Source organism: Bacillus cereus group sp. BfR-BA-01347 (assembly GCF_022663835.1).
In the GTDB taxonomy this organism is placed as follows: Bacteria; Bacillota; Bacilli; order Bacillales; family Bacillaceae_G; genus Bacillus_A; species Bacillus_A thuringiensis_K.
On record NZ_JAKUGG010000009.1, the window covers coordinates 10,727 to 31,953 of the forward strand.

Sequence of the window (21,227 nt, forward strand, 5' to 3'; positions counted from 1 at the left end):
AAAATACTATAAAAATCAAAAAAGTGCAAAATAGTGCTACCAAAGGAAAGATTTTACCATACTTTTCTGCGACAATCTTATATTATATTTTTAGTAATTAATATCTATCTAAATATCTAGGAAAGGGGATTCAGTCTTTTTGATGAATGGGAAAGCAGCTATTTGTCCTGATACATACATGTCAATTTTCAAATAATGCGTAAAAACGTTTGAAAATTACAACTTTTATCAAAAACGTAGCTTAATTATACCAATTCATTCCATAAATTTGAATGTTTTTAGATATTAATTGCTGAATTCTCCCTACATAGAAACAGTAGAGTTTCTGTCAAAAGGGAAGGGAACTTATTTATATTTACATCAAGGAGGGGAGAAGATATTGCAAAAGTATTTTGGTTTAAAAAAATATGGTAGACGCTTCAAACAGACCATCGTATCATTGTTAGCTTTTTTATTAGTTTTTAGTGGGGTAGCACCTAGTACAGCTTTACCGACAGTTCATGCTGAGACGACATCATCTACCAGCGATATGCTTTCAAGCCAAGTACCATCATATTCTTTTAATGGGAAAAATGAGATTACAGCATTCAATGCAATTGGCCCTTATCATCTTCAAGCTATAGGCGGTAGTAACGTTTTAGGATATGATGTTTCGAATGATCCTAAAATAAAAGGAAGATATGTTGATGCTGATAATGATTCATCGACTTTTAGCAGTAGTTCAATGGAATATGTACCTAATGGAGAAGTTGCATCTGCGTTCCTTTATATTTCCCCAAATAATATAAAAAGTTCAACAGATGCTACTCCGACTTTTATCCAAGGGCCAAAAGGTGGAAAGTTGTTATTTGATAAAAGTATTACGGGTGTATATGATATTACAGAATTTGTAAAAAGGGAAGGTGCTGGACAATACTGGGGGAAAAACTTATGGTTACAAAATCCACTGTCTATCCCTTGGGGCCAAGATGCATTAGCAAACTGGGATATCGTTTTTGTTGAAAAAAATGAGAGTTTACCACCAATGATGACAAAATTAAATTATTATAATGGTGTTAATACTGGTAGCCATCCAGACTTCAAAGCAACCTTGTCAGACCAGCCTTTTATGACAAAGCAAGAAGGTAGTTTAAAAGGAAGTATGGTGGCTAGTGTATATGGTGGAAATAAAAATATAGACAATGATCAATATAGAATTGTTGCATATAAAGATAATCAAATTGTTAACGATTCCTATATGAGTGACAGCGCTAGAGCAGAAAATAACTTTTGGAATGGAAGTATTACTAAAAATGGACAAAATATAAGTACCAGAAATCCAGATCGAACTCCAGCTAATACTGATATATTTAATTTTGATTTTACCAATTCTCCTTATTTTCCAGCAGGGGTAGATAAGGTTGATCAAATGTTTAGTGCAAAACCTATAAATGCTGGGGGCAGCACAGATTTGCACTATCCGCATTTTTGGGGAGTCGCATTAGAAGTAATTCCTCCAAAATTAGAAATTAGCAAGACTGTAAAAAACAGCTTAAAAGACAAGACAAATTATGAAGTTGATGATACGGTTGTATATTCGGTTGTTGCCAAAAATACAGTAGGTGGAACAACAGCAAAGAATGTCATTATTGAAGATGAAATACCTGAAGGATTAGTACTTGTAGAGGGAACTATAAAGGCTAGTCACAATGCAATTCCGGAATATAATAATGGAAAAATTACGGTAAACTTCGGTAATGTATCTGATACTGACGAACGCATTGTTACGTTTGAAGCAAAAATTTCAAATGACCAAACAGGTAAGACTATTAATAATATTGCTAGTGTAAAAGGTGACGGATTAGATCCAATAGATGCGCAAGTAGGGCTCACAGTTGACTTGAAATCTCCTTTGCTAGAATCAAAGAAAGAAGCAAGTATTCAGCAAAAAGCAGATGGAAACAAAGACGTGACTCATCCTGAAGTGGGAGATACGCTTCTTTACAAAATCCAGACCCGTAATACGATTTCAGACAGTCCTGTAAAAAATGCTGTAATTGAAGACCAATTGCCAGAAGGTCTGGAATATGTACCAGGCACATTACAAGTTGATGGAAAAGTGGTGACAGATGCTGAAGGTGATGATAATGGTCATTATATTCAGGGTAAAGTGACAGGAAAACTTGGTGATATTACAGATGCTGAATGGCATAGTGTAACATTCCATGCAAAAGTCAAGGCAGATCAAGCTGGAAAAACGATTCAAAATAAAGCGACTGTTACTGGGGATGGGGTACCACCACAAGAACCAACAACAACAGTCGAGGTAGTTACACCTGAAACACCAACTCCACCAGCAAACGCATGTGGACAGTTGGGACGTGTAGCGCTTGTGAATGGTAGCTTTGAGCAACCGTATTATACAAGTTCAAATTCTCGTGGACCAGGGTACTTCAATACCCCGGCAGGAACTGTTCCAGGATGGAAGACAACTGATTCACATCAAGTATTTGAAATATTCAATAAAACTTTAATGGATCAGATAAAACCAGGATCTGTTGAGGATCAAGGTGGATTGAAAAATCCTGTACCGCATGGAGAACAATTTGCAGAATTGAATAGTAGAGAAGCTGCGCAGCTATATCAAGATGTACAGACGACACCAGGACAAACCATTTATTGGCGTCTTGCACATAAAGGTAGACTGGGAACGGATACAATGGCTTTAAAAATTGGTTCATCTGCTGTTCATCCGAAAGATTTACCAACTGTTCAACAAATGACAACTGGTAAAGATCAATGGAAATACTATACGGGGACTTATACAGTACCAGTTGGACAAACAGTTACAAGATTCGGATTCGAAGCTGTTTCTTCTGCTGGTGGAAATCCTGCCGCTGGAAACTTTTTAGATGACATCTTCCTTGGTACAGAGCCATGTGTGTCAGCTACAAAATCTGTATCGCCAGAAGGTCTAGTGAAAGCGGGAGATGAGTTAACGTATAAAGTAACAGTGAAAAATGATGGTGGTGACGTTGCTGCGAAGTCTATTTTCACAGATACAATTCCTACAGGAACGGAATACGTACCTGGATCTATACAAGTAATCAAAAATGGACAGACAAGTACAGTTACTGATGGGAAAGATACAGATTCAGGGGATTATCTAGATGGCAAAGTAACAGTTGATCTAGGAGATTTACCGAATACGGATATCTTACCTGATGGAGTTACCATCCAGTTTAAGGTCAAAGCCTTATCTAGTGACGTGAAGCAACAAATCAAGAATAAAGCAAACGTTGCTTACAAGAATTTGTTGACAAACACAGACGGAACAGTTGATACGAATGAAGTTGTGAATGAAGTTGAACCTGAAACACCAACTCCACCAGCAAACTCATGTGGACCGATGGGACGTGTAGCACTCATCAATGGTGGTTTTGAGCAACCGCCTGCAAGAAATGTTGGAGACAAAGGCTCACCTGGAGCTGAGCATGCTTGGATGTACTTTTATGAACATGAAGTACCTGGCTGGAAAACAACAGCAACAGATAAATTCATTCAAATTATGCAAAACTCTAATGAATTCTTGGGCCCGAAAATGGGAGGAAACGGTCAAACAATCCCAGTTGTAGCTGCAGAAGGAAAGCAATATGCAGAATTAAATGCAAACCAACAATCAATGCTATATCAAGATGTAGCGACAACTCCAGGACAAACAATTTATTGGCGACTGGCTCACCGTGGAGAATTTGGTATTGATACTATGCAACTTCGAATAGGTTCATCGAATACTTTACCAAATGATTTACCAGTTATTGAGAAGATAAGCAGTACAAATAATAAATGGACGTATTATACAGGGAGTTACAAAGTACCTGCTGGACAAACGATGACAAGGTTTGGTTTTGATGCTGTTTCAAGTTCAAATGGGGATCTTCTATGGGGAAACTTACTAGATGACATCTTTTTAGGAACTGATCCATGCGTTTCAGCTACAAAATCAGTATCTCCAGAAGGTCTAGTGAAAGCGGGAGATGAGTTAACGTATAAAGTAACAGTGAAAAATGATGGCGGTGACATTGCTGCGAAGTCTATTTTCACAGATACAATTCCTGCAGGAACGGAATACGTACCTGGATCTATACAAGTAATCAAAAATGGACAGACAAGTACAGTTACTGATGGGAAAGATACAGATTCAGGAGATTACCTAGATGGTAGAGTAACAGTTGATCTAGGAGATTTACCGAATACGGATATCTTACCTGATGGAGTTACCATCCAGTTTAAGGTCAAAGCCTTATCTAGTGACGTGAAACAACAAATCAAGAATAAAGCAAACGTTGCTTACAAGAGTTTGCTAACTAATACGGATGGGACAGTTGATACAAATGAAGTTGTGAATGAAGTTGAACCAGAAACACCAACTCCACCAGCAAACTCATGTGGACAATTGGGACGTGTATCACTTATCAATGGTAGTTTTGAGGAGCCAATAAATGTGAGACCTTTCCCGGCCCCCACAGCACCAGACGGTGTATATTCATTATTTTATTCAAATGAGGTCCCTGGTTGGGAAACAACTGCATCTGATAAGCTTATACAAATAGAGAGATATGTGAATGGTTTTGTAAATATATCTCGTGCTAATGGTAATCAGTTTGCAGAGTTGAACGGTACGCAACCATCAACATTGTATCAAGACATTAATACGACACCAGGTCAGGTAATCTATTGGCGTTTAGCTCATAGGGGAGACCAAGGTATTGATACAATGAACGTTAAAATCGGTGCAACGACTGTCCCAATCAAAGATTTACAATCTGTAGCACAGCTAAGTACTGGAAATCAAGAGTGGAAGTATTATACGGGAACGTACACTGTACCGACTGATCAACACGTAACGCGTTTCGCATTTGAAGCAGTTTCTACTTCTAATGGAAGACTAGATGCCGGAAATTTCCTAGATGATATCTTCCTAGGAACCGAGTCTTGTGTGTCAGCGACAAAATCAGTGTCTCCAGAAGGGCAAGTGAAATCAGGAGATGAGTTAACGTATCAAGTAAAAGTGAAAAACGATGGTGGTGACATTGCTGCTAACTCTATTTTCACAGATGCAATTCCTGCAGGAACAGAATACGTACCTGGATCTATACAAGTAATCAAAAATGGACAGGCAAGTACAGTTACTGATGGAAAAGATACAGACTCAGGAGAGTATCTAGATGGTAAAGTAACAGTTAATCTAGGAGATTTACCGAATACAGATATCTTACCTGATGGTGTTACCGTACAATTCAAAGTAAAAGTATTATCTGGCTATGTAAATCAACAAATTAAGAATAAGGCAAACGTTGCTTATAAGAATTTGTTGACGAACACAGACGGAACAGTTGATACAAATGAAGTTGTTAATACTGTGATTGTAAAAGAAGCAAAAATAGAATCTAAGAAAATCGCAAAAAACCTACAAGATAAGAATACCGAAGTAGGAGACGAAATCGAATATACGATTCAAATGCGTAATACAGTTTCGGATAGTCTTGTGAAAAATGCGGTAATTGAAGACCAATTACCAGAAGGTCTAGAATATGTTCCAGGGACATTACAAGTGAATGGAAAACCTGTAACGGATACCGAAGGTGATGATACGGGTCATTATGTACAAGGCAAATTCACAGGACAACTGGGCGATATTACAGATACAGAATGGCATACTGTTGTCTTCCATGCGAAAGTAAAAGCGGGACAAGCTGGACAGGACATTCAAAATACTGCAAAAGTCACAGGAGAGAATGTACCACCGCAAGAACCAAGTACAACAGTAGAAGTTTATCCTAGAAATCCTAAAGTAGAGTCTAAGAAAACCGCAAAAAATCTACAAGATAAAAATATCGAAGTAGGAGATGAAATCGAATATACGATTCAAATGCGTAATACGGTTTCGGATAGTCTTGTGAAAAATGCGGTAATTGAAGACCAACTACCAGAAGCACTAGAATATGTCCCAGGGACATTACAAGTAAATGGTCAAGCTGTGACAGATGCGGAAGGCGATGATACTGGTCATTATGTACAAGGTAAAGTCACAGGAAAATTAGGTGACATTACAGATACAGAATGGCATACTGTCGTATTCCATGCAAAAGTCAAGGCAGGAAATGAAGGAACAGCTATTCAAAATACTGCGACTGTTACTGGTGATGATATAACACCACAAGATCCAACAACGGAAATTAAAGTGCAACCGCTTGGACAAATTGAAATTGAAAAAGTGGATGCTGCGGATTCAACTATTAAATTAAAAAATGCCGTATTCCAGATTATAGACAAAGATGGGAAAGAAGTTGGAAAACTAACGACAGATGAAAATGGTAAAGCAACTTCTGAACTATTACTCTTAGGAAAATACACAGTAAAAGAAATCAAGGCGCCAGATGGATACATGTTATTAAAAGATCCAATTGAAGTAGAAGTTTCCTCACCATTACAAAAGATTACAGTGGAAAACACAAAAAATGGATGGAACATACCTCATACAGGTGGGATAGGAACAACTTTATTTTACCTGATTGGCATGATCATAATGGTGGCAGCATTGGTTGTATTTTTCCGTAAGAGAGCTAAAAACAAATAGAAAAGAAACAATAGGGAGAGGTAAAGTAAATGAAAAAACTATTTAGTATGCTATTAATCCTTGTATTCACATTTGCTATGATGCCTAGCACATTTGCAAATGCGGCTTCAAGAAATACAGGTACATTAACAATTCATAAGTATGAGCAAGAAAAAGACGGGAATCCAGGTGCGGAAGGCGATGGTTCTTCAAGCCAAACTGTTCCTGCAGATGCAAAAGCATTACCAGGTGTAACATTTGAAATTAAGCAAATTGCATCATTTGAAAAAATCACAAATGATGGAACAATCGCAAAAGAAAGCGTAACACCGGTTACAACTGCAACACCAATTCAAGTAACAACAGATGCTAATGGCCAAGCTGTATTCCCAGATCTACCATTAGGACGTTATGAAGTAAAAGAAGTTGCTGGTCCAGCACATGTTAACTTAAATCCAAATACGTATACAGTTGATATCCCGATGACAGATAAAGAGGGTAAAGGCTTAAACTATGATGTTCATATGTATCCAAAAAATGAAATCAAACGTGGTGCAGTAGAATTAACAAAAACAGGCGTTGGTGATAAAGTGTTAGCAGGTGCAGAATTCTCTGTATTTAAAGAAGATGGAACAGAAGTGCAAAAAGGATTAGTATCAGGTGCGGACGGTAAAATCCGTGTACAAGGTTTAGAGTATGGTAAGTATTACTTCCAAGAAACGAAAGCACCAACTGGATATGTGATTGATCCAACGAAACATGCATTTTCGATTACAGAATCAGGCACAGTAAATGCGGATGGTACAATTACGTCTGGTGTTATCGTACCAGTCGCAATTAAAAACTTTGAAGAACCAACAATTGATAAGAAAATTAATGGGGATTCAGAAAATGCACCAATGAACCCAAACAAAGAACATACTTACGATATTAAAACTTTAATTCCAGAGGACATTAAAGAGTACAAAAACTATGTAGTAAAAGACGTTCTAGATGACAAGTTAACAATTGTAGGAACACCAATCGTTAAAATTGATGGTGTAGAAGTAGATGCAAGTGTAGTAGAAGTAGTTGTAGAAGGACAAAAAGTAACAGTTACAGTGAAAGATTTCTCAAAATTAGATGGTAAAAAACAATTACATTTACAAATTGCTACAAAAATTAAAGAAGGTTTCCCAGCTGGAACACAAATTCAAAACAAAGCAAACATTGATTTCACAAATAAAAATGATGTAACAGGTGAAAAAGAATCGAAACCTACAACAGTTACAGTAACAACTGGTAGCATCGCATTAACAAAAGTTGACGGTGAAGACTCTACAAAAACATTACAAGGCGCAGAATTTGAATTACGCGACAAAGACGGTAAAGTAGTTGTAGTAGAAGGTAAAGAAGTAAAAGGTGTATCAGATACAAATGGTGTCATCCAATGGAATAACATTCCTTATGGCGAGTATCAAGTAGTAGAAACAAAAGCACCAACGTATACAAAAGAAGATGGTACAACAGGTTCTTACCAATTATTAAAAGATCCAATTGACTTAACAGTGGATGCAGATCATCAAGCAATTAAACTAAATGTAGAAAACAATAAGAGTGGCTGGGTTCTTCCAACAACAGGTGGCATGGGAACAGTTCTCTTCACTGTAGTAGGTTTATTACTAATGGCTGCAGCAGCATTTGTTTTCTTCAGAAAAAAAACAGTAAATAACTAATTCTTTACAATTTTATACTTATAATAGTTACATGTGAAAAGAGGAGGGCCATTTGCTTCTCCTCTTTTCCATATGTCAGCACATGGAAAGGGGTCATTATGAAACGGAAGGTTATTTTTGGATGTATTTTTTTATTAGGACTGAGTATTTTTCTATACCCTACGATAAGTAACTGGTTAGCTACAAGAACACATTATTCTCAGGTGAGTTCGTATGATGCAAAAATAAAATCACTTCAAAAGAAAGAGCTAGAACGTCGAGAAAAAGAAGCTGAAGATTACAATAAAAAGGTTCAACATTCCAGCCAAACATTTTCAGATCCATTCGCAGAAAAAAAGAAAAATGATGGAAAATCGTATGCCGACGCCTTGAATATCGGTGATGTTATGGGATATGTAGAAGTTCCAAAAATCAAAGTGAAGCTCCCTATTTATCCAGGAACTTCCGAGGAAGTTTTAAGCCGGGGAGTCGGTCATTTAGACAAGTCTTCCTTGCCAGTAGGTGGAAACGGAACGCATACCGTATTAACGGGACATCGAGGTTTGCCTTCAGCATTATTGTTTACAGATCTAGATAAAATGAAGGAGTCTGATGTGTTTTATATCCATTCCTTAGATAAAGTCCTTGCTTATCAGGTTGATCAAATTAAAGTTGTATTACCAAGCGAAACAGATGATTTACTTATTGTAAATGACCAAGATTATGCAACACTACTTACTTGTACGCCTTATGGAGTGAATACTCACAGGCTATTAGTAAGGGGGCACCGTATTCCTTATGAACCGAAGGAAACAAAAGAAGCAATCGCTTCAGCGCCATCTATGTTAGAAGATTGGAAGATTATTGCCTCTATATCTGCTGTTTTAGTTGTACTCCTACTTCTCATTCTTATGAAAAGAAGAAAGAAAAAAATAGGGAAACAGATATAATGCGTAGTAAGAATAAGAAAAGAGCATTACTCAGTGCAATATTATTTATTTTGGGATTAGGAGTATTTCTATACCCAACTGTTTCAAATTACCTCAATCATGGGATGTATAAAATAGTCATTACAGATTATGAAAAACAGGTGGGGAAATCAGCAGATGCGGATATACGCAAAAAGTTTCAAGCGATGGCAACTTATAACGAATCATTAAAAGGATTAACTTTTCCTACAGCGGATCCATTCACAAATAGTGATAACAAGAATATGACTCTTGTCAATATGATAAAAGAAGATGATGTACTAGGTAGCATAAGTATTCCCAAGATTAAAGAAGAACTTCCTATCTATTTAGGGGCAACCGAGGAGCATCTTAGTAAGGGAGTTGGTCAAATCGGTGGCACTTCCTTCCCGATTGGTGGATCTGATACCCATACTGTATTAGCGGGACATCGCGGGTATCATGGTGCTAAGATGTTCCGGCATCTTGATCAACTCGAAAATGGGGATAAATTTTATATTCGTATTTTAGGAAAAGAATTAACCTATGAAGTAACAGGGCGTGAAATCATTTATCCAAGTCAAGTGGAAAAGCTTGCGATCGTGAAGGGAAAAGATAGAGCTACATTACTTACATGTGAGCCATATACTTCAAGTAAATATCGTTTACTTATTTATGGAGAGAGGGTGAACGAAGAAATATCTCAAAATGATACACAGGCTCATACAGAGAGTATCAAGAAACTTAAGCAATCCCAAATACATGACTTTATCAAAACAATTGGTTTTACCATAATAGGACTGTTCGTTATTTTTATTGGATTGCTTGGGTTACTAAGGAAGAAAAAATAAACTATGAGAAGACATAAGTAAATTTCAATGGATATCATTAGTGTTAATACAAAAAGGGGGAAAAGAAATATGAGAGGAAAAATAGCAAATTATGAAGAGGTCACTAAAGTGTTAAAGGCATTGGCACATCCCGTCCGTTTAACCTTAGTAGAAATGATGATGAAAAAAGGCCCTACGAATGTAACAACAATGTATAGAGAGTTAAAAATGCCTCAAAGTACAACTAGTCAACAGTTAAGCAAACTAAAAGCTGCCAAAATCATTACTGGTACTCGCAAAGGATTAGAAATTTATTATGAAGTAGCAGACAGTCGCAAAAAATTGTTATTATCAATTCTTACTTAAATGCCGACTTTCTTGGATTCACAATAAGGGAAAGCATCACATTTTTATATCAAGCTATTGAACTACTCACCACTTAACGTCCTTACGGACTGTTTGAAGTGGGAGATTCCTGCGAACACCGATGTATCCACCGGTTATCTTAGCAGGCTCTGCCCGTAGTCCCTACGGTGAAACCATAAGTATCTTGTACGTTGACTCACCACGCTTCCTACTATAGCTTGGTTTTCGCAACTTCAGCAAACGTGGGGCGAAAGAACGTTGAAGATTTTACGGTTGCAACGTTTTTCTGCAACCAACCTCATATCTGCAGTTTTCAAAGAGCAAGCTGTACAAGTATATGGTAGCAAACATGTTGGCTTATGCCAACCGACATTCATCTCCCACCTAAAATTGGTATTTCACACCTTCACATTTTTGAGGAAGGAGTCTTCTGTCGGAAAACGATAAAATAAAGTTATTTAGTATGTAATTTAAATTTATAGAATGGTGGTAGGATGGCAATGACTACTAATTTAGCAATATTTACTGTTTTATTATTAGTCGTGATATTTTTAATGAGAGAATAATATTAGTGGGGATAATTGTTATTGGATTCTGTCCCAAGAAAACTAGAAGATTTGGACATACGGATACTATTACCCTAAAAAAGGGATTGATTAGTGTAGAAATTACTGTTTTTTCATACATAATGAAACTAGGGTATAACTAAAAAAAGAGAGCATCACATTTGAAATGCTCTCTTTTTTATGAGTGTTAACTATCTTTGAACGATAGTATAATGCATGCAGTTTATTGAAAAACAGGGAATGGATGTAATTATATGAATTAGATTGTCGAGATTATGATTTAGAAAATCAATAATTTATTAATTTAACTTACATATTAATATGTGAAGAGCAATGATACATACTAATCACATCGTACCAATAGTTTGTAAACAGTCTTTTGACTCGTTTAAGTGTATACGTATATATACTTGAATTATATTATCCTCTTAAATATAAAGTAGTGCATAGTATAGTTATTCAATGAAGTCATTAGCGAGAACTGGATGAGAACGTTATAATTGATAACCCTAGCAAAAGCGATGGAAGTTTGGATTCACACTAAAAGTGTTTATTTCACATTCTTGTCAACATTGAAAGGAAGATGTATATGAATGTCAAACTCTTTGAATACGGAAAGCATCTACAAAGCATGGGGTCACTTCTTATTGAACTATCTGACGAAATAGATTTACTTTCTAATTCTTTTGGAGAAGATACACACCAAAAATTAGTGGCATACACTAAGAATTTTGATGAGAATTTAAAAGCGCTAAAAGCAACAATACCTCCAAATTCCATATTAGAAGAACATTTAATCCTCTTACAAGGATTAAATAAAATATCAAACGCTTTTCAACATATAATAAAAAGTGTTGATTATACAGAAAATAGGTTTAATTTAAATGAATATAACAAAGGTCTTTCTATAATAAACAACAATAAAAGTTCATTATTAAATATCGTAGAACAAATAGTAAATAAGATTATTCATAGTTTATTTTAAATAAACCTTATAATATAAGTCATATTAAAAAATAATATGTACTTTCTAAAAACCAAAGAAGAACTCACTAATTTATAACGGGCTCCTCTTTGGTTTTTCCAGCTGTTAATTTTTCTATCATTCTGATTATCTGCCTTTTACCTTAAGTAGTACTTTAAAGTATACTTTTGTAATGATTTATAGTAAAATTTTTCAGTAAAATTTCACATAGTATACAAGTAAGTATACTATGTGAAATTTAAACATTTTTAATTAAAAGGAGGATAAGCGTGAAAAATATTGATATAGAGTACTTATGTAATCTCGTCCATAACACATTTTATGTACCTGTATATTTTCTTTCAGAAGAGGGAGAAATTTTACATTCTTTTACTTGCTATGATACAGATAGCCCGTTTTATTCAAGCAAAGAAGAACATTTTCAGGCATTGTATCAAGAAAATGACCCTTATAATTTTCCGGTTTTTAGAGGGAACCATTACTTAGAAAACTTTGTCTTCATACGGGTTAAAAATCACGAAGAGATACAAGGAACGATTGTCATTGGACCAACTACCTATCCAAAAGTAACAGATGAAATGGCAAGCAAGCTTGTGAAAGCCTTTCATGCAAGTGAGAAGATACAGGAGGGATTGTCCTACTATCAATCTCTACGTGAGATGAAAAAAATGACTCTACTTCATATAGGGATTTTCTTACATTACATGGTTTTTCAAGAAAGATTAGATATCGATACCGTTTGGAAAAAGAACAAACTATTAGAAGAGGTTCCCTATAAAATGGTGAATCCGGATTTATATATTTCTAAACGTCGGCAAGATAATCCTGATAATTACAGTATTTCTTTGGAGCAGAAATTTTTTTCACAAATAAAAGAAGGGAATAAAGAAAATGTAATCAAATATGCATATTCTTTCCCTCAAGAAGATGCGGCAATTGTATCTAATGGAGATCAACTTAGAAATCAAAAAAATAATGGAATCATTGCCATTACTTTAGCTACAAGGTATGCGATTGCTGGAAATTTACCGTCAGATATTGCTTTTTCTCTTAGTAGTTTATACATACAAACTATTGAACAATTAGATAATATGTATTCTGTTAATCGCTTGATAGAAGATGCCTTATGTACGTTTGCAGATCGTGTAAAGGAATACAAAACAAAAAAGTATTCAAATACGATTACGACATGCTTAAATTACGTAAGTAATAATATCTATCATGAAATTTCACTAAATGAGCTTGCTGATTTTTTAGGAGTTAATCCAACTTATTTATCTAAATTGTTTAAAAAAGAGGTAGAAATCCCTTTGAGCCTGTATATTCAAAGAGAACGAATAGAAGAAGCAAAAAAATTACTAACCTTAACTTCCTATTCTTTAACAGACATTTGCCTGTGGCTTAACTTTAATGATCAAAGTTACTTCACTAGAGTTTTTAAAAAAATAACTGAGATGACACCGAAACAATATCGTGAAAAATATACTGTAATTTAAATATATTATGTGATAGATAAAGCTAACTTGTTTCATTAGGAATGGAAGTCTCATAAGAAAATCCGTATTTCAGTTTGAAAGAATATGTATTTATACATCTATTCATAGTATAAAATGTGCCTTCTTTTTGCAAAGCCAATAGATGCACTAAAAGCAACAAATAATCCTGAGTGCATTACAGATTTTGCAATACGAGAAAGCCCATACCGGACTTTCGTCCACATTTAGACATGGGACGAAAGTATCGCTTTTTCATAAATATACATTTATGCTTTTATCTTTTTCTGATAGACAGCTCCCTCTTCAATTGGTGTGAAGGTATAATAGCACCAGTAAATAGGTAGAAGATGAATGTCGGCTGGCGTAAGTTAAAATACTTGCTACTATATACTTTTACAAATTGCTCTGTAAAAATTGAAGATATGGGGTTGGTTGCAGAAAAATTGTTAAACTCTTAAAATATGTAACATTCTATCGTCCTAGGATTGCCGAAGTGATGAAAAACAAGCTAAACTAGAAAGCTGGTGAGTCAATGTACAAGGTGCTTTCATTTTGTCTCCTAGGAACTATAGACAGAGCCAGCTAGGATAAAGGGCGATTAAATAGGTGTTTGTAGGAATCTCCCACTTGAAAAATGCCGCAAGGTCGTTAAGTGGGGGTAGTTTAATAAATTAGTTTTGCTTTACATATCCAAGTTTTTGTTTGTTTTTTTTCATCATTTATAAGTTCAATCTCAATATTAAACATAATTCCAATATCTAAAAATAAATCTCCTTTATAATAAACTTCAATGTTTTCGTCTTTTTCTATCTGAATATTTTTTAAGAATCCATACCTTCCAGAAAGACTATTAATAAAGTTTCTTATAACATCTTCTAATTTATAAATTAAACTATATTCTTTTTCAATAATCCATTCATCAATAATTACATTACTTTTAGATTGATTGATAATCATTTTTTTTAATTGCTCTTCTGAATCTTTCTCTAAAAGCAATTTTTTAACATTTATATTTAAAGTTCTCCACAAATCTTCAAGGTTCAGTTGTATCTCTAAATCTTCTAAGCTGTTAAAATACATATTCAAATAGTGTTGCCCGTTCGTTCCGATTAAAGCATATTTATCTTGAATTAAATTATCTATTGATAGTTTGGATACAATGTATATCCCAGTTAATTTTTCATTAGAGAAGATTTGAATAATTGTACCTACTCTTAGTTTATTTTCCATAAATTTCTCTTCCTTACTTAGAGTCGAAATAGTATATTTACCTCCAATAATTTTCATTCTGGTTAATAATTTCACCACCTTAAATATTAAATACTTCTAAATTCATCACTACTATTTTGTTGATTATTAAAATTAAATAATCTTTTGCCCTAATAATACCTCTATAAGGGTATTTATTTTTTTATCTTGCACACTATAATAAGTTTCGTATCCCTTTCTATTACTAGCTAGTATTTTTTGTGATTTCATTACAGCTAGATGTTGAGATGTGGTAGACTGTGGCCTTTCTAAAAAGTCTGCTATTTGATTTACATTGCATGGACCTCTTTTAGTAAGTTCTATTACTATTTTAATTCTTAGTGAATGTGATATTGCTTTTAAAAGGTTAGCATTTTCTTTGTAAATAGACATTTGAATTTTTCTCCCTAACGTGTATTCCTATTATTATTTTATGAAAATATATTATAGAACCTTACTAGTTGTATTTTTATAAGTGAAATAGCGCTCGTTTTTTATTTTTTCCGACAGAAGACTTCCTCTTTCATTTTTGATAGCACCATCAAAAATGGAAGAGGGAGATGAATGTTGATTGGCGAAAGCTTAAACGTTTGCTACTACATACTTGTACAGCTTATTCTGTGGAAATTGAAGGTATGGCGTTGATTGTAGATAAATCGTTGCAATCGTAAAATTTTCACCATTCTATTGTTACAAGCTTGTCGAAGTTGTAAAAAACAAGATAAGGTAGGAAGCTTGATGAGTTATCATACAAGATTAGGAACTCCGGGAAGGACTTGCTAAGATAACTGATGGTTACATCGGTGTTCGCAGGAATCCCACACTTGAAACAGGCCGTAAGGTTGTTAAGTGGAGGTAATTCAACAATTAGAGAATGACAAAGCATTCTTATTGTAAAGTGAAAAGTAAATTTTAATAGTTACTTTAGGGTATTTGTTGATTCCTTCTCTATAAATGAAGAGATACCTTATATCTTAAAGAATTTATAATTTAACAACTGTAAAATATTAAAAGCTATTCTGTTATAAGGATAACGGATATTGTAATAAATTGATTGTAGTATCTTTACAATTATTGTATTTATTTGAGGGAGAATATCTTTTTTGTTTTCTTATGTAAATTGAACGAATCACCAGTGGTCTATTTTGTAAACATGGGATGAAACATAGTTGTTTAATTGCAATTTCATCCTGGAATTGGAGTTTCTTAATGGATTACAAGATTGATTTCAAGAATGAAAAGCCCAGGTTAATAAGAGTTTTGGAGAAGTATGTTTCTTATCATCTTGTGGAGAGGGTGTTACATAGTTAACATGAAAATTAGATTTAAAAAGAATGGGTTTAAAAATTAAGTCATCCTTATTATAATTTAACAATATTTTTTTCTAGGGAGTATTTTGTTTTTTTAGCTTGATGGCGATGTGATGCTATCCCATACCCTTCAACTTAAGAAATTGATTGTTCTCCAAAACGAAAAAAATGAGACTAACCCTTATGTATAACTGTGAAAAGTTGAAAATTTTGTTATGAGGTGTCTTAAAATCTTAGCTTGATAGGCATCGGGCATTATAAAATTCTTAAGTTGATGATCATGTGTGTTACACATACTCAATATTTTCGTTAGATAATAATGCATAATTTTTCACTCTAAAAAAGGGTTGATCAAATTAATACTAATACTCTTGGTAAAAGATCAATAAGAAAATTTCTGTATAAAAAAGTTTAAATATTGTCTTTTGTAAATTTTTTGTAATGTAATTTTTTTATCTAATGGGAGTATTTTTTATGGCTAGAATGAAATATTCTAAAGCTGAAAAATTGGCGATTTTAGCTCTTTATAAAGATGGTCATCACTCAATAGTTGACATTACGGCAAAGTTTTCTGTTGATCCTGGGACGATTAGAGATTGGAAAAGAAGGTATGAAGTGAAAGGTGAAGACGGCCTAGAAGAAGCACTTTCTTGGAAGCGTTACTCAAAAGAGTTAAAGTTAGCAGCCGTCAATGGTTATCTATCAGGACACGATTCGTTAAACAAGATTATCCAAAAATACAATATATCCAGTACTGCGGTTTTGAGAAAATGGATTAAAAAGTATAATAGTCATAGAGAACTAAATGATACCGGTAAAGGAATGACAAACGCTATGACAAGTAGAAGAAAAACAACGTTAGAAGAACGAATTCAAATTGTGAATTACTGTATACAACATCAGAAAAACTATCAGCTCACAGCCGAAAGTTATGAAGTTTCTTATCAACAAGTATATCAATGGGTCAAGAAGTTTGAAGCGAATGGTGAAGAAGCACTACAAGATAAACGCGGTTGAAAGAAAGAAGAATATGAATTAACAGCTGAAGAAAAGTTTAAACTGGAAATGAAAAGTTTAGAACGAGAAAATGAACGATTACGTGCAGAAAATGCTTTTTTAAAAAAGTTAGAAGAACTCGAAAGGAGGCCTCGTTAACAAGCGTTCGTCTACAAAATAAATATAGAGCGATTCAAGATTTACATGCGAATGAAAATTTGCCAGTAATCCTTTTATGTGAAATTTCCGGTGTATCTCGTGCTGCTTATTATAAATGGCTACAGCGTACGCCAACAGCTAGAGAATTAGAGAATGAAGCAATTCTTCAGGATATTCAAGCTATTTATGCACGAGTAGGAGGCATTTATGGGTACCGAAGAATGAAATTAAATATTAATAGGTTATATCATAAAAAGTTTAATCACAAACGTATTTATCGCTTAATGCAAATCACTGGATTACAGTCCTTGATTCGTCGGAAAAGAAAGCGCTATGTTCCCTCATCTGCGCAATATGTCGCTGAAAATCGACTCAATCATGAATTTACTGCCAGCAGGCCAAATGAAAAATGGGTAACAGATGTCACGGAGTTCAAATTAGGAAACGGAAGGAAAACGTATTTAAGTGTCATTTTAGATCTTTACGATGGCTCTATTATTAGTTATGTTTTGGGGCATCCAAACAATAATAAATTGGTATTTCGAACATTGGATCAAGCTATCACTATATTAAAAGAGAATGAACATCCATTGATTCATAGTGATCGAGGGTATCGATATACGTCACATGGGTTTAAGAGAAAAATAGAAAAAGCAAAAATGATTCATAGCATGTCACGTGTAGGAAAATGTATAGATAATGGACCAATGGAATCGTTTTTGGGGACGTTGAAGTGTGAAAAGTATTATCTACATAAGTATGAGACATTTGAAGCGTTACAACAAGCGATAGATAATTATATCCAGTTTTACAATAATGAACGTTACCAAGAAACATTAAACGACTTAAGCCCATTAGAATACAGGGCTCAAGCCGCTTAAAGTGTTTTTTATTATTTCCACTGTCTACTTGACAGGGAGCTGTTCAAATTAATCTGGCACCTTGTAAGAAAACTTACCAAAATAAGAATCTCTTTTTATCAGTTCTTTTTAAAATGTGAAAATATTAATTGGATTATGTTGTTGAACTACCCCCACTTTCACTTCGTTTAGAAGTGAGGGATTCCTAAGTAAAGAGTTCTATCGAACTCTAATTGATTAGGCTAACCCCGCAGTCCTTGCGGTTAGAAGCCTTATTGCTTCATTCTTTAGATTGATACTTGCGTTAATATCCCTATCATGGTTTGTACGACAAGAAGGACAGTCCCATTCACGTAGGTTTAGATTTTTAACGTCTTTATTTTGATATCCACAACAAGAACATAATTGGCTGGAAGCAAATGTTTTCGATACGACAATGACTTGTTTGCCATACCATTTTGCTTTGTATTCTAACATGGATCGAAATTGCGACCAAGATACCTCACTAATTGCTTTTGCTAACTTATGATTCTTTAACATATTCGATACTTGCAAATCCTCTATACCGATAACATCGTGGTTTTTGATGATTTCAGTTGAAATTTTGTCCAAGTAATCTTTTCTAGCATTGGATATGTATTCATGAATTCTAGCTACCTTTACTCGTTGTTTATTCCAGCGAGAAGATCCTTTCATTCTTCTAGAAAGCACACGCTGTGCTTTCGCCAACTTATCTTCTAATGATCGGAAAAACTTCGGATTTTCATAGTGTGTTCCATCTGACAAAATAGCGAAATCTTTTAGTCCTACATCTATTCCAATGTAAGAATGTGTTTTCGGAAGTTCTTGTACTTCTGTTTCAACTAATAGTGACACAAAATATCTACCAGAAGGGTTCCGTCTAACTGTAGCATTTACAATACGCCCCTCTACTTCGCGACTTTTGGCAAATCGAACAAGGCCTAGTTTCGGCAACTTTATTTTGTTCCCTACAACGGCAATGTTTTCATTTGTTTGTTTTGTGGTATAAGATTGTACGTTGTTCTTCTTAGATTTAAAGCGCGGTGCGCTGTTTTGTTTTTTGAAAAAGCGTGTATAAGCATCCGCAAGGTTGCGAACAGACGACTGAATCGCAATACTATCCACTTCTTTTAGCCAAATAAGCTCTTTCTTCATGGCAGGTAGTTTGGCAGAGCATGTACCATAGGTCAAGCCTTGTCCTGTCTCTTTGTATGCGTGATCCCATAAGGATAGGAAATGATTGAATACAAAGCGAGAACACCCAATCGTTTTATTGATTAGAATTGCCTGTGCCTGATTTGGATAGATACGAAACTTATAGGCTTTATTCATCATTATTTGATTCACCTCCATTTCGGTATATGACTATTATACACCAAACATACATTCGGTAGGTAGTGGAGTAACACTTTCTGTGTGTCGAACGATTAAGATGGTTTCCTGCCATCCCTTGTTCGAAGCCAATTCATCTCCCACCTACTCACTGGGCTGTGCCCCTTCAAGCTCCTTGAGGAAGGAGTCTTCTTGGCTAAAATGATAAATTTGTTTAGCTCTTCTATAACCTCAGACATAGTGATTCCAGCTAGTGGAATATGACTTTGGTGAATTAAGCCATTGTAGTATCCTTCTGATTTTTCCTCACATTTACCTAAAGTAGCTCGCTCATCATTTTTTAATTGGTCAAGATTTTTAATTATTTTCTGCATAGATTAGATTCTAGTAAAGAAAAATTTTTTGATTAATATTAAAAAAAGTAATTGTGAGATAATGAAGTCCCTGAAAATATTTCTGAATTAATTGTTTATTTGGTTTGCATGATGCCCTAGCATGTATGTAACTAATGTAGTAGATATTTTAATATAATGTAAAACGTATTATAAGGTAGTTGAATAAAAGGGTTCAACTACCTTATAAACTGTAGAAATTGTTGGGGAAAGATAAAAAATAGGGTGGAAGTGCTAAAGATATGTTCTAGTTGGGAAGAAGTAGTAGTATGGATTTGGTAGAAAAATCAGCATAATTTTTTATGGAATAATAATTATTCGATCAAAGTTTTTTAATGAATTCAATTTCATTGTCTAATAATAATGGACGAGTTAAGTGTGAAGAGTTTTCTTCAACCTGAGTAGAATTTTTTGCACCAGGAATAGCAACTGAAACGGCTGGGTGACTTAAAACATAACGTAAAGCAACTTGCGCTAAACTTCGATTTGAACGTACAAGTGAACGTAATTTCTCTACTGTGTGTAAGCTATCTTTAAACCACTTTTCTTTTGGCCAATCTTTTCTTAAATCATCGTCTGGAAATTGAGTTTCATGATTAAATTTCCCAGTTAAAATCCCCATCTTAAGTGGACCTCTTATCACAGCACCTAAATTATGTTTTTCAATATAAGGAAGGATGTCTTTTTCAGGTTCTTTATTCAGAATACTATAATCGAATTGTACAACATCTAAATCATCATTCTGATTAAAATGTTTAATATAATCTAAATCATTAGTAGAAACGCCAACAGCTCTCACTTTGCCAGATTTTTTTAAGGTTTGGAAAGCTTGTAGAAAGGCTTCTGTTTCTTCCGGTTTATCCCACCAAATATGACAAAAGTACACATCTATATAATCCGTTTTAAGCCGCAGTAAACTAGCCTCAAACGCATCAATGATCTTTTGAGGATCTCCATAAACGGCTGGTTGATTTGGGTCATAATGATGACCAATTAATCCACCTTTTGTAGAAAGGATTATATCTTGCCTGCGATTATTTATAGCTTTTGCAACTAGTGTTTCACTATGACCTAGTCCATAAACGTCAGCAGTGTCAATAAAATTAACCCCTAGATCAATCGCTTTCTCAATTGCATCAAGTGATTCATTATCTTTTACTGCTCCCCATTCATCTCCACCAATTGCCCAAGAACCGAATCCTATCTCTGAAACTATTAATCCTGTGTTACCTAATAATCTATATTCCATTATGTACGGACTCCTCCTTTACAGTGTATGTTATTAGCAGTATATATAGTGACCACTTGGAATATTCTTGAATTTATTTTCGGAGAATAAATTAGGCAATTTACTTTAATAAATATATGCAAGAATACTGTATAAAAAGAAATTAGAATTATTAGTGAAATGGTTTTTTATGCTTAAA

Annotated in this window: 12 protein-coding genes and 2 pseudogenes; 9 read left to right on the top strand and 5 right to left on the bottom strand. The window is 34.5% G+C overall.

The features are described 5' to 3' along the window. The first annotated feature begins 379 nt into the window (after positions 1 to 379). The 7 genes from MR143_RS15050 (at position 380) to MR143_RS15080 (ending at position 13,482) form a co-directional block, all read left to right on the top strand. Positions 380 to 6,619 (top strand): isopeptide-forming domain-containing fimbrial protein, encoded by a 6,240-nt coding sequence (locus MR143_RS15050; RefSeq protein WP_242280821.1) that lies wholly within the window; start codon positions 380 to 382, stop codon positions 6,617 to 6,619. A gap of 29 nt (positions 6,620 to 6,648) precedes the next feature. Further along, positions 6,649 to 8,313 (top strand): SpaH/EbpB family LPXTG-anchored major pilin, encoded by a 1,665-nt coding sequence (locus MR143_RS15055; RefSeq protein WP_242280822.1) that lies wholly within the window; start codon positions 6,649 to 6,651, stop codon positions 8,311 to 8,313. Between the two features lie 98 nt (positions 8,314 to 8,411). Beyond that, positions 8,412 to 9,242, top strand: a complete 831-nt coding sequence (locus MR143_RS15060; protein ID WP_199718434.1) for a class C sortase — start codon at positions 8,412 to 8,414, stop codon at positions 9,240 to 9,242. Further along, the gene (locus tag MR143_RS15065) at positions 9,242 to 10,090 is read left to right on the top strand and encodes a class C sortase (protein WP_199697686.1); all 849 of its coding nucleotides are present in this window, start codon (positions 9,242 to 9,244) and stop codon (positions 10,088 to 10,090) included. Before MR143_RS15060 ends, MR143_RS15065 begins: the two co-directional genes overlap by 1 nt. A 69-nt stretch (positions 10,091 to 10,159) precedes the next feature. Next, complete coding sequence (locus tag MR143_RS15070) at positions 10,160 to 10,435, top strand: ArsR/SmtB family transcription factor (protein WP_199697687.1); 276 nt, start codon at positions 10,160 to 10,162, stop codon at positions 10,433 to 10,435. 1,155 nt (positions 10,436 to 11,590) lie between these two features. Further along, positions 11,591 to 11,986, top strand: a complete 396-nt coding sequence (locus MR143_RS15075) for a hypothetical protein (RefSeq protein ID WP_199697688.1) — start codon at positions 11,591 to 11,593, stop codon at positions 11,984 to 11,986. Positions 11,987 to 12,255: 269 nt separating this feature from the next. Beyond that, positions 12,256 to 13,482, top strand: coding sequence for a helix-turn-helix domain-containing protein (locus MR143_RS15080; RefSeq protein WP_199697689.1), 1,227 nt, complete (start codon positions 12,256 to 12,258; stop codon positions 13,480 to 13,482). A gap of 663 nt (positions 13,483 to 14,145) precedes the next feature. On the opposite strand, the gene MR143_RS15085 is transcribed toward MR143_RS15080, so the two are convergent. Both MR143_RS15085 and MR143_RS15090 read right to left on the bottom strand, forming a co-directional pair. Beyond that, a complete protein-coding gene (locus MR143_RS15085) occupies positions 14,146 to 14,712 on the bottom strand; it encodes a hypothetical protein (protein WP_199697690.1) in 567 nt (188 codons plus the stop codon). 132 nt (positions 14,713 to 14,844) lie between these two features. Beyond that, positions 14,845 to 15,123 (bottom strand): ArsR/SmtB family transcription factor, encoded by a 279-nt coding sequence (locus MR143_RS15090; protein WP_199697691.1) that lies wholly within the window; start codon positions 15,121 to 15,123, stop codon positions 14,845 to 14,847. A gap of 726 nt (positions 15,124 to 15,849) precedes the next feature. Here MR143_RS15090 and MR143_RS33210 point away from each other — a divergent pair. Both MR143_RS33210 and MR143_RS15100 read left to right on the top strand, forming a co-directional pair. Continuing rightward, positions 15,850 to 16,041 (top strand): hypothetical protein, encoded by a 192-nt coding sequence (locus tag MR143_RS33210; RefSeq protein ID WP_242280860.1) that lies wholly within the window; start codon positions 15,850 to 15,852, stop codon positions 16,039 to 16,041. 473 nt (positions 16,042 to 16,514) lie between these two features. Further along, positions 16,515 to 18,076, top strand: a pseudogene (locus MR143_RS15100) (IS3 family transposase). Between the two features lie 216 nt (positions 18,077 to 18,292). Here the strand turns inward: MR143_RS15100 and tnpB are convergent. The 3 genes and pseudogenes from tnpB to MR143_RS15115 form a co-directional block, all read right to left on the bottom strand. Beyond that, positions 18,293 to 19,411 carry an IS200/IS605 family element RNA-guided endonuclease TnpB gene (gene tnpB, locus MR143_RS15105; RefSeq protein WP_242280823.1) on the bottom strand — a complete coding sequence of 373 codons (1,119 nt, stop codon included), beginning with the start codon at positions 19,409 to 19,411 and terminating at the stop codon, positions 18,293 to 18,295. A gap of 200 nt (positions 19,412 to 19,611) precedes the next feature. Beyond that, positions 19,612 to 19,785 (bottom strand): annotated as a pseudogene (locus MR143_RS15110) (aspartate aminotransferase family protein); the annotation flags it as partial. Positions 19,786 to 20,122: 337 nt separating this feature from the next. Beyond that, the gene (locus tag MR143_RS15115; protein ID WP_061884902.1) at positions 20,123 to 21,049 is read right to left on the bottom strand and encodes an aldo/keto reductase; all 927 of its coding nucleotides are present in this window, start codon (positions 21,047 to 21,049) and stop codon (positions 20,123 to 20,125) included. Between the last annotated feature and the right edge of the window lie 178 nt (positions 21,050 to 21,227).